Genomic DNA, 13662 nt, shown 5'->3' with positions numbered 1-13662 from the left:
GGCATGAACATTCTCGCCCTCGATACCTCTACCGAATACCTGTCCTTGGCCCTAATGCTTGATGGCAAGCTGTTGGAGCGTGAGCTGCTGGCTGGCCAGACGCACTCCCAGCGTATCCTGCCCTTGCTGCGCGAGCTGCTGGATGAAGCGGGAATAGCGTTGCGTGAGTTGGACGGTATCGCCTTTGGCGCAGGCCCAGGCTCATTCACCGGCTTGCGTATCGCTTGTGGTGTGGCGCAAGGCTTGGCCTTTGGCGCAAATCTGCCTGTGATCGGCGTCAGCACCTTGCTGGCGCTGGCTGAGGATGCGCAGGGTGCTGACAAAGTGATCGCCTGCCTGGATGCACGCATGGGCGAGGTATATCACGCAGCATATGAAAAGACCGCTACTGGCTGGCAAGAGGTGCTAGCTCCAGGCTTGTATGCCCCGGATGGCGTTCCTGCGATAGAAGGCCAGGGCTGGACAGGCATAGGCAGCGGCTGGAAGGCATATGTAGATAGCTTGGATCAACGCTACGGCGCGCAATTATTGCAGCGTTTTCCTGAGGCTTATCCACGGGCTGCCGCGATAGCGCGCCTGACTTTGCCTGGTTTTGAAGCGGGAGAGGGTCGTCCAGCGCATGAGGCTGCGCCGATCTACATCCGCAATAAAGTCGCGCTGACCACAAGCGAGCGCGCAGCCAAGGCGGGCGCATGAGTGCCGTGTTAAAGCCAGAGGCGAGCCTGCGGCCCATGCTGGCAGCCGACCTTGATGCTATCTGCCGCATAGAGCCGACTATTTTTCCTTATCCCTGGACTAGGGGTAATTTCGATGATTCGCTGAAGTCTGGCTACAGCTGCTGGGTGTATGAGCATGCTGGCGAAGTGTTGGGTTATGCTGTCCTGATGATGGTGCTGGATGAAGCGCATTTGCTCAATATCAGTATCGCTGCGCCTTGGCAGGGCAAAGGCTATGGACGTAGCCTGCTGGCGCATGTGATGGATATTGCCCGAGGCCATGGTGCATTGAACATGTTTCTCGAAGTCCGTCCTTCCAATCAGGCAGCGCTTGGCCTCTACGAAAGTATGGGTTTCAATGAAATGGCGATTCGCCGCGGTTATTACCCAGCGCCTAACGGGCGCGAGGATGCCGTGCTCATGGGGGTAGCGTTATGAGGGGCACTGCATGGGCTTGAGTCGTGACGATATGCTGCGCGAACTGGAGTTGTTGCCAGTGTGGCGCTTGCGTCATCCGCCAGCGTTGGCGGCGGAGGAACGTCAGGAGGTTGCTGAATCCAAGCCTGAGCAGCCAGCAGAGATCAAGATTGCGCTTGAGGTTGAAACTGCGGCCCCTGAGAGGGTAGTTGCCAGTGAGCCAGCCCAAGAGGTGGTTCCAGTACCAGTGCAGCAACCCGTTGACTCAATAGCAGTGGATTCAATAGCGCCACAGCAAGAGCCTGCCGAAGAAATGAGCGGTGTTTTGCATGACGCGATGCCGCTGGAAGCAGAATACTTTGAAGCCATGCAGTCATGGCCTGAGTTTGCTGATAGTGTCATGCCCGCTGACATGCAGGCTGAGGTGGCGGTTCCCCAGGGCGACAGGCGTACGGCGATCATGTCCCTGGATTGGCAGGGCTTGCAGCAGAATGTGCAGGAGTGTGAAGCCTGCAACCTGGCGCAGACGCGTACCCAGACGGTGTTTGGTGTTGGCGACCCCAATGCGGAGTGGTTGTTGATCGGCGAAGCGCCTGGCGCTGAGGAAGATAGGCGCGGTGAACCATTCGTTGGTCCCGCAGGTCAGTTGCTTGACAATATGTTGGCAGCGATCGCACTCAAGCGCGGCGAGAATGTCTATATCGCCAATGTGCTTAAGTGCCGCCCGCCTGCCAACCGTGACCCGCATGGCGAGGAGGTGGTGCAATGCGACCCTTACCTTAAGCGCCAGGTGGAGTTGATCAAGCCCAAGCTGATTGTGGCGCTAGGCAAGTTTGCAGCACAGTCATTATTGGCAAGCGATAGCAGCATTGCCAGCCTGCGTGGCAAGTTGCATGATTTTCATGGGGTGCCAGTGATTGTGACCTATCATCCGGCCTACCTGTTACGTAATCTGCCAGATAAAGCCAAGGCCTGGGATGACCTGTGTTTTGCGCGGGAAACCATGCATGGCTTGCAATCTGCGGCTGTGCCCCCATCTGGGACGTAGTTTGGTCATGGGCATGGTGCTCATGACGATCAATGATTGATATTGACTCTTTGGAATGGAGAGATTGAACATGCAAAAAATCTGGTTGAAGTTGGCTGCACTCATGATGGTGCTGAGCTTGAGTGGTTGTGGTTATAACACCTTCCAGACACTGGATGAGCAGGTGAAGGCCGACTGGTCTGAAGTGCTGAACCAATACCAGCGTCGTGCCGACTTGGTGCCTAACCTGGTGAATACAGTGAAAGGCTATGCTTCACACGAAAAGGAAGTGCTGACCCAGGTAGCGGATGCACGTTCCAAGGTTGGCAGTATCCAGGCAACGCCTGAGTTGCTTAATGATGAGCAGGCATTTGCACGCTTCCAGGCAGCACAAGGCCAGATGACCTCGGCGTTGTCCCGCTTGATGGCCGTGGCCGAGAATTATCCGCAACTCAAGGCTGACGCCAATTTCCGTGACTTACAGGCACAACTGGAAGGCACCGAGAACCGTGTGACCGTGGCACGTAACCGTTACATCAAATCTGTGCAGGCATATAACACTGCCGTACGTCAGTTCCCCAATAACCTGACTGCCAAGATGTTTGATTACCAACCCAAGCCCAACTTCTCGGTAGAAAACGAGAGCGAGATTTCCAAGGCGCCTGCCGTCAGTTTCGATAAGTAACAGGGCGTTGGTTGGGTTGTGTTAAATCAACATACATACACTAGGTGGCTGGCGCCCTTGATGATGCTATGGCTGGCATTCGCCAGCCTGGCTCATGCTGATGAAGTGGCGGTGCCGCAGCTGACGGCAAGGGTGACTGACCTCACTGCTACCTTGAGCCAGCAGGAGCAGGCCGCGCTGGAAACCAAGCTTGCACAATTCGAGCAGGAAAAAGGTAGCCAGATTGCCATCCTCCTGGTGCCAACCACGGCACCGGAGGTAATCGAGCAATATTCCCTGCGCGTGGTAGAGGCGTGGAAGCTGGGTCGTGGCAAGGTCGATGATGGCGTGCTGGTACTGGTGGCCAAGGACGATCGCAAGATGCGCATCGAGGTCGGTTATGGCCTTGAAGGCGCAATTCCCGATGTGATTGCCAAGCGCATCGTCTCCGATGTGATGGCGCCTGCATTTCGCCAGGGTAACTTTTATGGTGGCATTGATGCAGCTGTTGGCTATCTCACGCGGCTGATTGCTGGCGAGGGCTTGCCGGCACCACCGCCGCGCAAGGGAGGTCAAGGTGAAGCAGGTTTCGGTGAGATGCTGCCTTTGCTTTTGTTCGGTGGCTTGATCGTGGGTGGCGTGTTGCGTGCCATCTTTGGCAATTTCCTCGGCAGTGCCATTAATGGCAGCTTGATTGGTGGCGCTGTCATGTTGTTTGGCGGCGGCCTGTTGTTTGCCGCTGCATTAGGTTTTGTGGCGTTTTTTATTACCATGGTTGGCTCGGCCATGGGCGGGATTCCTATCGGTGGGGGTGGCTTTGGCGGCGGACGCGGCGGCTGGGGTGGTGGCGGATTCTCCGGCGGTGGCGGTGGTTTTGGAGGAGGAGGCGCCTCTGGCGACTGGTAAAGCATGAAGAAGCGTCATACATTCCTGCGCTTGCTTGCGCATATTTTCAGCACTCCCTGGCATGTGCGTCGGCATTTCTCCAAGGCTGCATTGCACCGTATCGAGCAGGCGATCACTGCCAGCGAGAAAACCCATGATGGTGAAATCCGTTTTGTCGTGGAGGGCGATTTGCATCCCTTGGCGATATTGCGCGGTGTTACCCCACGCCATCGTGCCATTCAGTTGTTTTCACAATTCGGTATCTGGGATACCGAGCAAAACAATGGTGTATTGATCTATTTGCTGATGGCAGACCATGATGTCGAAATACTGGCTGACCGTGGAATCAATCGTCATCTCGGCCAACATGGTTGGGACTGCATTATCAAGGTGATGCAGGAGAAGTTCCGCCAAGGACAGTTTGAGGAAGGTGTCTTGTATGGCATTGCCGAAATCGGCAAGTCATTGCAGCAGCATTTTCCCGCTACGGCAGACGACAAGAACGAATTGCCCAATAAGCCTATCGTCCTGTAAGGCACGATAGGCTTATTAAGTAGCTTAGGTGTAGTTGAGCACTTCGCCGCGCAGTGTATAGCTGGCAACACGGCAGGCTTCCACAATCGGGCGCCATGAGCGCCCATAAATCTCGCTGCATGGTACATGGTCGATATGGTGCTTCATATCCGCAGGCTCTGGCGCAAGCAGGTTGTTTGCGGCCTCGATTTGCGAGAAGATGATCATGACCTGCTCAACGGCGGTAATGGTGCCGAGGTTGTGCAGTGGAATCGCATGCAGTGCTTGCTCAAGGCGTCCTAGCTTGCTGCGGTTGAAGTCACGCATCTGCCGGGTTTCGTTTTTTAAAGGATTGCTGCGCAACTGTTCGATGCTGTGCAGTGTCAAATAAATATCATAGGCAAGTTTGTGGGTCACTGACATCAGCCGTTTGGAGTAGCCGCGTTGCTCCATGCTGCGGCGCCGAGTATCCACATAGTTTTGCCAGGCAGAAATGCCGATGGCAGCGAAAATGGCAATGACGGAGCCGATAGCCTGAGTCCAAGCGGCCCATTCAGATGAGGTAAGTGTTGTCATAGCGGTACGGCGTCAATCTTTCAATGTTATTGGTGCGTACATGCAATAGTCATGCGGCAATAAGGGTATAACAGTTTCTTGTGATTGTGGTGAGTACCCATCAAAAAACAGCAGATAGTAAAAGTGCTGTGGGTTGGTGGGAATGGGCGGATCAAGACCAAAAGTCGAGAGCGCCAGCATGCTGTCTTCAGTTTTTGCAGTGGCATGCCGATATATTAAATGGATACCATCCATAGAAAGGCAATAAAATGAAAGCCTTATTTAGAGGTAGTGTCATCAAGGGAATGAGGCTGGTCGGCGTTTACGAAGACGAAGACCAGGCTGTGATCGAAGAGTACCTGGACCGCGTGGATGGTCCCGTTACTGACAATGCTGAAAAGCAGTTCCACCAGTTTGTCGATCTCATCCCGTCTTCACAATCAACGCAATATGGCGATATTCCCCCGCAGTCTCGCGTGGTGTTGGTATCTGGTAGCCTGACGCGTGGCATCATTGCGCGCGGTCCTTTCCCGGCGCGCTCCATTGCGCTTGGCTATGCCGTGAATCTCAGCTTTGGCCAGACTGCGAATTATTATGTGGTCGACCTTGATCCGGAGTTCGTGCCTTTAAGGGATAAGCTATATAGCTTGGTCGAAAAGACTGCAGCTGTCGCTTGAAGTCATGCATGGCGGCTGACGCGGCGCACGTTTCCCGATAGAATTCGCAGCATCCGAAATTTTGAAGAAGCAATTACATGCGAGCGTCACAGTTTTTCATAGCAACACAAAAAGAAGCACCGCAAGAGGCAGAGCTTCCTAGCCATAAGCTTATGCTGCGTGCCGGCATGATCAAGCGCTTGGGCTCAGGCTTGTATAGCTGGATGCCTTTGGGTCTGCGTGTATTGCGCAAGGTTGAGGCGGTTGTGCGCGAGGAAATGAATCGTGCGGGAGCACTGGAGTTGCTCATGCCGGCTGTACAGCCTAAGGAGTTGTGGGAAGAAACGGGCCGTTGGGCGGTATTTGGCCCACAAATGCTGAAAATCCGTGATCGTCATGAGCGTGATTTTTGCTTTGGCCCTACCCATGAAGAAGTGATCACGGATATTGCGCGCCGCGAGATTCGCTCCTACAAGCAATTGCCGCTGAATTTCTATCAAGTTCAGACCAAGTTCCGCGACGAAATCCGCCCACGGTTTGGCGTGATGCGTGCGCGAGAATTTGTCATGAAGGATGCCTATTCCTTCCATACTAGCCTCGAGTCGCTGCAAGATACCTACGAAACCATGTACCAAGCGTACAGCAATGTTTTTAATCGCTTGGGCTTGAAGTTCCGTGCGGTGCGTGCTGATACCGGTGCGATCGGTGGAGATGGTTCGCATGAGTTCCATGTGTTGGCTGATTCTGGTGAGGATGCGCTGGCGTATTCCGAGAGCTCGGATTTTGCCGCTAACGTCGAGTTGGCTGAGGCATTGGCCCCTGTGGCTGCGCGTGGTGCAGCCAATGAAACCATGCGCGAGGTGGATACTCCCAAGCAGACCAGCTGTGAAGATGTGGCGGCCTTGCTGGGCATCACGCTACAGCAAACGGTGAAGTCGATCGCCGTGGTGGCGACTGATGAAGCAGGCAACACGCAGTTTTACTTGCTGCTGTTGCGTGGCGACCATGCATTGAATGAAATCAAGGCAGCCAAGGTGCCTGGTTTGGCCACCTTCCGCTTCGCTAGCGAGCAGGAGATTCGCGATGCCCTGAATTGCCCACCTGGCTTCATTGGCCCAGTGGGTGTGTCTGATCAGGTCAAGGTGGTGGCGGATCGTAGTGTTGCTGTCATGAGTGATTTTGTCTGTGGCGCGAACAAACCCAAGTTCCACCTGGCGGGTGTGAATTTCGGTCGTGATTTGCCAGAGCCTGTGGCTGTGGCTGATATTCGCAATGTGGTCGCAGGTGATCCCAGCCCCGATGGTAATGGTGTGATCAGCCTTTGTCGTGGTATCGAAGTCGGGCATATCTTCCAGTTGCGCACTAAATATGCGGCAGCCATGGAGGCGACCTATCTGGATGAAAACGGCCAGAAACAGGTCATGGAAATGGGTTGCTACGGTATCGGTGTTTCGCGCATTGTGGGTGCCGCCATTGAGCAGGGCAATGACGAGCGCGGCATTATCTTCCCGCCTGCCATGGCGCCTTTTGCCGTTGCCATTGCACCTATCGGTTATGACAAGAGCGAGGCCGTGCAATCTGCCGCTCATGCACTCTATGACGAACTGACAGCTGCAGGGATTGATGTGCTGCTGGATGATCGTGGTGAGCGCCCTGGCGTCATGTTTGCCGACCTGGAGCTGATCGGTATTCCCCACCGTATCGTCATCGGTGATCGCGGCCTGAAAGAAGGTCAGGTCGAATACCAGCCGCGTACGGCTTCTAGCGCCGAGACTGTCGCCTTGGCCAATATTGTCTCTGTCATCAGGCAGGCGCTGTAATGCGTTGGGCTGGCTTACTTTTGTCAGCCAGCCTGTTATGTATCAGTGTGCTTGCGCATGCTGGTGCACAGAGGGAAGAGCCTCTTGCCAACAGCGTGCGCTCCTTGATGCAGCGCTCTATCAGTGACAGTGCTGCCCCGAGACTAGTATTTGCCAGCCCGGATGAGGGCTTGGCCTGGTTGCAGACGATGTCTGGGCGGCTGCAGAAGCGTATCCCTGATGTGCAGATGCGCGAAGATTTCTTGCGTACCGTACATTATGAAGCAACGCGTGCCGGGCTGGATCCGCAGCTTGTCCTGGCCTTGATTCATGTCGAAAGTGCTTTCAATAAATATGCCGTGTCGTCTGTAGGTGCGCGTGGCTATATGCAGGTGATGCCATTTTGGGTCAAGGCGATTGGTGCAAGTGAGCATAACCTGTTCCATATGCGACTCAACCTTCGTTATGGTTGCACCATCCTGCGACATTACCTGGATATTGAAAAAGGCGATTTATATCGTGCCTTGGGCCGCTATAACGGCAGCCTAGGTAAGCCGGAGTACCCTAATCTCGTCGTCAATGCCTGGCGAAAATCCTGGACGTATCATCCCTCCGCTGTTGTGACGGTCACGGCAACAGCACTCAATTAGTCCCAATGATGGCTGTATCTCGCAGGCAACGTCTGCTGGTGTATATCTCTGGTCATGGCTTCGGGCATGTGGCGCAAATTGCGCCTGTGCTCAATCAATTGGCGCAGGAATATACCCAGCTCGACTTGGTAGTTGCCAGCGCAGTGAGCGAGGCGTTTCTACGATCGCGCATTCACGTGCCATTCTCGTATGTGCAACGACAGGCGGATTTTGGCATGTTGATGCGTTCTGCCTTGGAGGTTGATGTCGCCGCCAGCGTGACGGCTTATCTTGATTTTCATGCGAATTGGCAAGCGAGGGTGGCAGACGAAGCCGCGTGGATCGCCGCACAACATGCCGATGCTGTGTTTTGTAATGTGGCTTACTTGCCACTTGCGGCAGCGTCCATACTGGGCTTGCCCTCTCTGGCGATGTGCTCGCTGAATTGGGCCGATATTCTTCTGCATTATGCTGATGTGCCAGCACTCAACCATGTACAGCGCCAGATTCGTCAGGCTTACGAGAGTGCTCGTGGTTTTCTGCGCATCACACCTGCCATGCAGATGCCTTGGTTGGCGTGCCATGCGGTGGGGCCAGTGGCAGATATGGCGCAGTCGCAGCGAGCAGTCATCCTTGATCGTCTCGACGTGCAGGGCGGTGTTTCGACAAAGTTGGTGCTAGTGGGCATGGGGGGTATCAATACACAGATTAATCCCGCTCGGTTTCCATGCTTGCCAGATGTGCATTGGCTATTGCCTCAGGCTTGGATGCAAGGTGTGGAGCGCGCTGATTTTCATGCGCAAGAACCCTTGCAGCTGCATTTCTCCAGCTTGCTGGCGAGTAGCGACCTAGTATTGACCAAGCCTGGCTATGGCACGTTTGTGGAAGCTGCCTGCCATGGTGTGCCGGTGCTTTATGTGCCGCGCGATGGCTGGCCGGAGCAGGAGTGCCTGATTACATGGTTGCAACAGCATGGGTGTTGCCAGCAGGTGGCTGAAAACCAGTTGTCGAGCGGTGATTTTGCTAGTGAAATGTTGTCGATGCTTGACGCGCCTAAGCCAGCACCTGTGCAGCCACAGGGCAATCAGCAAGCTGCCTGCTGGATAGCCGGGCAGCTTGGTTGGGATATGAAAAACAGCTGAGTTGGTGGTGGATTAAATGAACTGCGAGAACAGCCAGTAAAGCGAGCCAGAAAGCAGCATCGCCATGGGTAGGGTCAGCACCCAGGCCATCAGCAGGTTTCGGATGGTGCCCATTTGCAGGCCAGAGCGATTTGCGGCCATGGTGCCGGCCACGCCAGAAGACAGGACTTGCGTGGTTGATACCGGCAGGCCATAGAGATCGGCAGCACCGATGGTGAGCATGGCGACGGTTTCTGCCGATGCACCTTGTGCGTAAGTCAGGTGGGTTTTGCCGATGCGCTCACCCACAGTGACCACGATGCGCTTCCAGCCCACCATGGTGCCCAGGCCAAGCGCGATGGCCACCGCAATCTTCACCCACAGCGGGATGAATTTGGTGGCCTTGTCGATTTCCTTCTTGAACGCCATGAGGTTGGCCTTGGTGTCGGCATCCAGTTGTATGGTTCCTGGGTTTTTGTCGATCAGGCGGATGGCTTCTGAAGTCAGGTACATATCATTACGCACGTTGGCAACTGCATCTGCCGGGACTTTGGCCAAGCTGCCGTAGCCTTTGACTTGCTGCCCAATACTGCCAGTCACCGCGGCCAATGCTGGCAGGAGCTCTGCTGTGACTTCCTTGGTGCGAATGTACGTGGACAGGGTGTCCAGCGGTTTTGCTGGTGCTGCACCAGGGGCGATCTGTTGCAAGGATGCCTGGGTAACTTGGGCCACTGCGGAAAACTGTATTGCCTGGTCGGCAGGCATGGCGCGGTTTAAAGCATATGCCATGGGAACGGTACCTACCAGGATCAGCATGATGAGGCCCATGCCCTTTTGTCCGTCATTAGAGCCATGTGCAAACGAAACGCCAGTACAGGTCAAGATCAAGATGCCACGGATCCAGGCTGGAGGCGGCTTATTGCCTTTGGGTTCGCGGAACAACTCACGGTTCTTGATGATAGTGCGTAGCGCCAACAACACGAGCGCCGCTGCAATAAAGCCGACCATGGGAGAGAGCAATAGCGAATAGCCCACCTTGCTGGCCTGCGCCCAATCTACGCCGCTGGTACCATCGCGGCCATGCATGAGGGCGTTGGCGACGCCAACACCAATAATGGAGCCAATCAATGTATGTGAGGATGAAGCAGGCAACCCAAGAAACCATGTGCCCAGGTTCCATAAAATGGCCGCAATCAACAATGAGAACACCATGGCGAAGCCAGCGGCAGAGCCGACTTGCAGGATAAGCTCTACCGGCAGCAGGGAGATGATGCCGAATGCCACCGCCCCGCTGGAGGCCATGACACCGAGAAAGTTGAAAAATCCAGACCAGACAACAGCAACATTGGCTGGCAGGGAGTGCGTATAGATGACGGTGGCAACGGCATTGGCGGTGTCATGAAAACCATTGACGAACTCGAACCCCAAGGCAATCAGTAGTGCCACCCCAAGCAGGATAAAGGGCAGCCAAGTGGTAGGCGATGAGTCGGTATTGCTGACATCGTGATTCAGGCTGGCAACAGTAAACAATAGCCCAGCGAGTAGGGTGCCAAAAAACAGGATTTGGGTAATGAGGCTGTGCTTTTTGCTCAGCTCTGGGCGACTACTAATTGATTTGCTTGAGTGTAACGCTTTGGTATTCATCAAGAATTTTGTTTTCGCTGGAAGAGCCAGCATTGTGCTGGTGCATTATGACATATTCGTGACATTCATGTGACATGAATGTCCTCCAGCTTGTTATCCTTAGTCCTGTCGTTCAATCAGCATGGCATCCCCATAGCTGAAAAAACGATAACGCGCAGTTACTGCATGGGCATATGCCTGACGAATGTGCTCTACCCCAGCAAATGCAGAAACCAACATCAACAAGGTACTCTTAGGTAAATGGAAGTTGGTGAGCAGGCGCTCGACAACCTGAAAGCGATAGCCGGGCGTAATGAAGATGTCGGTGTCGCCTTGTCCTGCAAGCAAGGCTCCGCTGCGGGCAGCACTTTCCAGGGCACGCAATGCGGTTGTTCCTACTGCAGTGACTTTTCCACCACGGGCGCGCGTTTGCTCAATGAGGTCCACTGTGGCTTGCGGCACGGAATAAAGCTCACTATGCATTTTGTGCTCGTTGATGTTATCTACCCGAACCGGCTGGAACGTACCTGCACCGACATGCAGGGTGACATAAGCGATGTTGATGCCGAGTTGTTTCAAGTGTTCCAGCATGTCATTGTCAAAATGCAGGCCTGCTGTTGGGGCGGCTACTGCACCGGGTTCGCGTGCATAGACCGTCTGGTAGCGCTCCTCATCAGTGCTTTCCGCATTGTGCGTGATATAAGGTGGTAAGGGTAGGTTGCCATATTGCTCTAGTAAGTCGAGCAAAGGGGTCTCACCGGTAATGCGCAAATGGAACAAGTCATCTTGTCGTCCAATCACTTCAACATTAAACGCATCGGCAAGGCGCAATAGGCTACCCGGTTTCGGGGAGCGTGAGGCGCGGACATGGGCTAGTGCCTCAAACTCGCCCAATACGCGCTCAATGAGCACTTCAACTTTACCGCCGCTGAGCTTTTCCCCATGCAGTCTGGCCTTGATGACACGGGTGTCGTTGAAAATGAAGAGGTCACCTGGTTGCACCAATGTAGGCAGGTCGAGAAACAGGCGGTCTTCCAGTTTTCCGCTATTGCCATCTAGATGAAGTAGGCGGCTGCCTCTGCGTTCCTTGGCTGGAAATTGGGCAATTAATTCGTCAGGTAAGAAAAAATCAAAATCAGTAGTGCGCATTGTCATAATGGTTGCTATAATGCACGCCTTGTTGCCGGGGTGGCGGAATTGGTAGACGCAGCGGACTCAAAATCCGCCGCCGCAAGGTGTGGGGGTTCGAGTCCCCCCCCCGGCACCAATCAGGCAATATTCTCCAAAAAATTCCCTTGTTGTTCCGTAAGTTAGGTATTCGTTTCCGTCCTGACATGCTTGATGTCTAACGGAGGCCGGATTATACCGGAGCTTGTGCTGACGTGCTCCGTTTTCATCTTATTTCCATTCTCTTCTTCGCTATTCTTTCGTTGACTCATGGCCTTATGGACAAGTCATATGCTGACTGTTCTATGTCTTGCTGGGGCTGGCTATAAGATTTTTCTCGGCCAAAGTCTGTTTTTTGAGTGAGATGGTGTTGGGCGTAGTGGAGTGGCAGGTACAGGTCAGTATGATGCCTATACCTGCCATGAGTATAAAAAGCATACCTGGAAAAACGGGGGAGGACGGACAACCCAGGTATGCGTGAGAAAGAGCTTAGTGGTGCATGATTTCCGGTGGAAAAAGCGATTTGCTCCATGCCAGGCTGGGAGCTAGCTCTTCATAGCGTACGATGCGGTTGCGGCCTAGGCGCTTGGCGGTGTAGAGCGCGAGATCGGCTTGGGAAAGTAGTTCACTGACCGAATGATTTTCACCAGGAGTTTCCCAAGTAGCATGGCCGATACTCACTGATACCTTGCCGTGGTCAAGTGATGGAATCTTGAGTTTCTGGATGGCCAAATGCAGTTTCCGCGCCATGGCATGACAACCTTCAGCTGCGGTATAAGGCAGCAACACCACGAATTCCTCCCCACCAAAGCGGGCGACAAAGTCTCCAGGGCGTTGCATCTCCGCCTGGATTGCTTGTGCGATTTTCTTCAGGCATTTGTCACCTTTCAGGTGGCCGTGCTGATCGTTGTATTCTTTGAAATGGTCGATGTCCAGCATCAGAATCGAGATGGAGCTATGGATGCGTTGTGCACGCCGCCATTCGATTTCTGCCATTTCATCAAAATAACCACGGTTATAGATGCCGGTCAGACCATCTTTGTTGGCCTTTTCCAGCAATGCCGAATGCGAAGCTGCTAAGTCACGCGAGAACTGGCTAAGTTGCAGGATCAGCACGGCAAGCAATGTGGTGGTGGAAAACAGGCTGAGTAGTTGTGCCATGTACCAGTTGCTACTAAATGGCGTACTGTCTATCAGCAAGTGCGAGACATGGCATAAGTGCGATAAGGCGGCGATCGACAGGAAAACTGTCACCAGCTTGTTGTCGCCGCCAATTGCACGCACCAGTGCAAATGTTGTGGCCGCCATGATCCAACTGCCCCAGCTTAGCGGTGATGTGACGATAGGGGCACTTGCCATGAGTGCTGAAAACAAGTTGCCTGAATTCAGTGCCAGCATGTAAAGGATGATGCCGATCAATGGCGTCAGCATAAAGGGCACGGTATTCTTGCCCAGGCTGATGCGGTTCAATTGCGGGAATGAGTGGGCAATCTTGCGGAACAGCAGTGCGATAATGATGAAAGCACAGAAACCAAATTGCCAGTATGTGCTCCAGTGGGACATGTTACTGGTAGCCATTGGTGCGCTATTGCCTGATGAGGCATGCAGCGAGATCAGGCTACTGACGGCAGCCAAGGCGTAGATCGCGTAGGCACCAGCCAGCGGCACCAGGAAGAATTGCTTCTGTATCTTAAATTGCAATAACAGGAGCAGTGCTGTGGTAGTTGTGCTCAGCACGACAACGGTCGCGACCACAGGTGCGAATGTGGCTAATTGCGGCCATGGCTGAGTGGCATGCATCATGGCCAGCAGGCTTGCCGCAACCATTAGCGACATCAGCACTCTTGTTATCCAGCTTAGCCGCAGTGATATTGTTTGATTCAGGATGTC

The 13662-nt window shown here is 54.0% G+C and carries 14 protein-coding genes and 1 tRNA gene; 11 read left to right on the top strand and 4 right to left on the bottom strand.

Annotation, left to right across the window (positions count from 1 at the left end; translation table 11 throughout):
• Positions 1–3: 3 nt before the first annotated feature.
• The 6 genes from tsaB to ACIKP9_RS07745 all read left to right on the top strand — a co-directional run bounded on the left by tsaB (position 4) and on the right by ACIKP9_RS07745 (position 4243).
• Positions 4–696, top strand: a complete 693-nt coding sequence (gene tsaB, locus ACIKP9_RS07770) for a tRNA (adenosine(37)-N6)-threonylcarbamoyltransferase complex dimerization subunit type 1 TsaB (protein WP_400881212.1) — start codon at positions 4–6, stop codon at positions 694–696.
• Positions 693–1154 carry a ribosomal protein S18-alanine N-acetyltransferase gene (gene rimI / locus ACIKP9_RS07765; RefSeq protein WP_400881210.1) on the top strand — a complete coding sequence of 154 codons (462 nt, stop codon included), beginning with the start codon at positions 693–695 and terminating at the stop codon, positions 1152–1154. The genes tsaB and rimI overlap by 4 nt, the downstream gene beginning before the upstream one ends.
• A 10-nt stretch (positions 1155–1164) precedes the next feature.
• A complete protein-coding gene (locus ACIKP9_RS07760) occupies positions 1165–2181 on the top strand; it encodes a uracil-DNA glycosylase (protein WP_400881208.1) in 1017 nt (338 codons plus the stop codon).
• 70 nt (positions 2182–2251) lie between these two features.
• Positions 2252–2845, top strand: a complete 594-nt coding sequence (locus tag ACIKP9_RS07755; protein WP_230346492.1) for a LemA family protein — start codon at positions 2252–2254, stop codon at positions 2843–2845.
• Between the two features lie 60 nt (positions 2846–2905).
• Positions 2906–3730, top strand: coding sequence for a TPM domain-containing protein (locus ACIKP9_RS07750; RefSeq protein ID WP_400881206.1), 825 nt, complete (start codon positions 2906–2908; stop codon positions 3728–3730).
• 3 nt (positions 3731–3733) lie between these two features.
• Positions 3734–4243, top strand: coding sequence for a TPM domain-containing protein (locus ACIKP9_RS07745; RefSeq protein WP_400881204.1), 510 nt, complete (start codon positions 3734–3736; stop codon positions 4241–4243).
• Positions 4244–4267: 24 nt separating this feature from the next.
• Here ACIKP9_RS07745 and ACIKP9_RS07740 read toward each other — a convergent pair whose 3' ends face one another.
• A complete protein-coding gene (locus ACIKP9_RS07740; RefSeq protein ID WP_230346489.1) occupies positions 4268–4798 on the bottom strand; it encodes a hypothetical protein in 531 nt (176 codons plus the stop codon).
• Between the two features lie 248 nt (positions 4799–5046).
• Between ACIKP9_RS07740 and ACIKP9_RS07735 the strand changes: the two genes are divergently transcribed.
• The 4 genes from ACIKP9_RS07735 to ACIKP9_RS07720 all read left to right on the top strand — a co-directional run bounded on the left by ACIKP9_RS07735 (position 5047) and on the right by ACIKP9_RS07720 (position 9003).
• On the top strand, positions 5047–5454 hold the full coding sequence (locus ACIKP9_RS07735) for a hypothetical protein (protein ID WP_400881202.1): 408 nt from the start codon (positions 5047–5049) through the stop codon (positions 5452–5454).
• Between the two features lie 77 nt (positions 5455–5531).
• Positions 5532–7253 carry a proline--tRNA ligase gene (locus ACIKP9_RS07730; RefSeq protein ID WP_400881200.1) on the top strand — a complete coding sequence of 574 codons (1722 nt, stop codon included), beginning with the start codon at positions 5532–5534 and terminating at the stop codon, positions 7251–7253.
• Positions 7253–7882, top strand: a complete 630-nt coding sequence (locus ACIKP9_RS07725) for a lytic transglycosylase domain-containing protein (RefSeq protein ID WP_400881198.1) — start codon at positions 7253–7255, stop codon at positions 7880–7882. The genes ACIKP9_RS07730 and ACIKP9_RS07725 overlap by 1 nt, the downstream gene beginning before the upstream one ends.
• 5 nt (positions 7883–7887) lie before the next feature.
• The gene (locus ACIKP9_RS07720; protein ID WP_400881196.1) at positions 7888–9003 is read left to right on the top strand and encodes a hypothetical protein; all 1116 of its coding nucleotides are present in this window, start codon (positions 7888–7890) and stop codon (positions 9001–9003) included.
• Positions 9004–9015: 12 nt separating this feature from the next.
• Here ACIKP9_RS07720 and ACIKP9_RS07715 read toward each other — a convergent pair whose 3' ends face one another.
• The gene (locus ACIKP9_RS07715; RefSeq protein ID WP_400881906.1) at positions 9016–10626 is read right to left on the bottom strand and encodes an inorganic phosphate transporter; all 1611 of its coding nucleotides are present in this window, start codon (positions 10624–10626) and stop codon (positions 9016–9018) included.
• Between the two features lie 99 nt (positions 10627–10725).
• Entirely contained in the window at positions 10726–11754 is a 1029-nt protein-coding gene (gene queA / locus ACIKP9_RS07710) for a tRNA preQ1(34) S-adenosylmethionine ribosyltransferase-isomerase QueA (RefSeq protein WP_400881904.1), read from the bottom strand.
• A gap of 33 nt (positions 11755–11787) precedes the next feature.
• On the opposite strand from queA, the gene ACIKP9_RS07705 reads away from it, so the two are divergent.
• Positions 11788–11872 (top strand) — tRNA-Leu (locus ACIKP9_RS07705).
• 389 nt (positions 11873–12261) lie between these two features.
• Here the strand turns inward: ACIKP9_RS07705 and ACIKP9_RS07700 are convergent.
• Positions 12262–13608 carry a sensor domain-containing diguanylate cyclase gene (locus tag ACIKP9_RS07700; protein WP_400881194.1) on the bottom strand — a complete coding sequence of 449 codons (1347 nt, stop codon included), beginning with the start codon at positions 13606–13608 and terminating at the stop codon, positions 12262–12264.
• Positions 13609–13662: the final 54 nt, after the last annotated feature.

This window comes from Methylobacillus methanolivorans, assembly GCF_044751345.1.
GTDB classification, from domain to species: Bacteria; Pseudomonadota; Gammaproteobacteria; order Burkholderiales; family Methylophilaceae; genus Methylobacillus; species Methylobacillus methanolivorans.
The sequence above is the reverse complement of the archived record's forward strand: the minus strand, read 5'-3'. Positions and strand labels throughout refer to the sequence as shown.

Coding starts and splice junctions, on each gene's coding strand:
- tsaB (WP_400881212.1), top strand. CDS start 4: ATGAACATTCTCGCCCTCGATACCTCTACCGAATACCTGTCCTTGGCC.
- rimI (WP_400881210.1), top strand. CDS start 693: ATGAGTGCCGTGTTAAAGCCAGAGGCGAGCCTGCGGCCCATGCTGGCA.
- ACIKP9_RS07760 (WP_400881208.1), top strand. CDS start 1,165: ATGGGCTTGAGTCGTGACGATATGCTGCGCGAACTGGAGTTGTTGCCA.
- ACIKP9_RS07755 (WP_230346492.1), top strand. CDS start 2,252: ATGCAAAAAATCTGGTTGAAGTTGGCTGCACTCATGATGGTGCTGAGC.
- ACIKP9_RS07750 (WP_400881206.1), top strand. CDS start 2,906: ATGATGCTATGGCTGGCATTCGCCAGCCTGGCTCATGCTGATGAAGTG.
- ACIKP9_RS07745 (WP_400881204.1), top strand. CDS start 3,734: ATGAAGAAGCGTCATACATTCCTGCGCTTGCTTGCGCATATTTTCAGC.
- ACIKP9_RS07740 (WP_230346489.1), bottom strand. CDS start 4,798: ATGACAACACTTACCTCATCTGAATGGGCCGCTTGGACTCAGGCTATC.
- ACIKP9_RS07735 (WP_400881202.1), top strand. CDS start 5,047: ATGAAAGCCTTATTTAGAGGTAGTGTCATCAAGGGAATGAGGCTGGTC.
- ACIKP9_RS07730 (WP_400881200.1), top strand. CDS start 5,532: ATGCGAGCGTCACAGTTTTTCATAGCAACACAAAAAGAAGCACCGCAA.
- ACIKP9_RS07725 (WP_400881198.1), top strand. CDS start 7,253: ATGCGTTGGGCTGGCTTACTTTTGTCAGCCAGCCTGTTATGTATCAGT.
- ACIKP9_RS07720 (WP_400881196.1), top strand. CDS start 7,888: ATGATGGCTGTATCTCGCAGGCAACGTCTGCTGGTGTATATCTCTGGT.
- ACIKP9_RS07715 (WP_400881906.1), bottom strand. CDS start 10,626: ATGAATACCAAAGCGTTACACTCAAGCAAATCAATTAGTAGTCGCCCA.
- queA (WP_400881904.1), bottom strand. CDS start 11,754: ATGCGCACTACTGATTTTGATTTTTTCTTACCTGACGAATTAATTGCC.
- ACIKP9_RS07700 (WP_400881194.1), bottom strand. CDS start 13,608: ATGTCGCTAATGGTTGCGGCAAGCCTGCTGGCCATGATGCATGCCACT.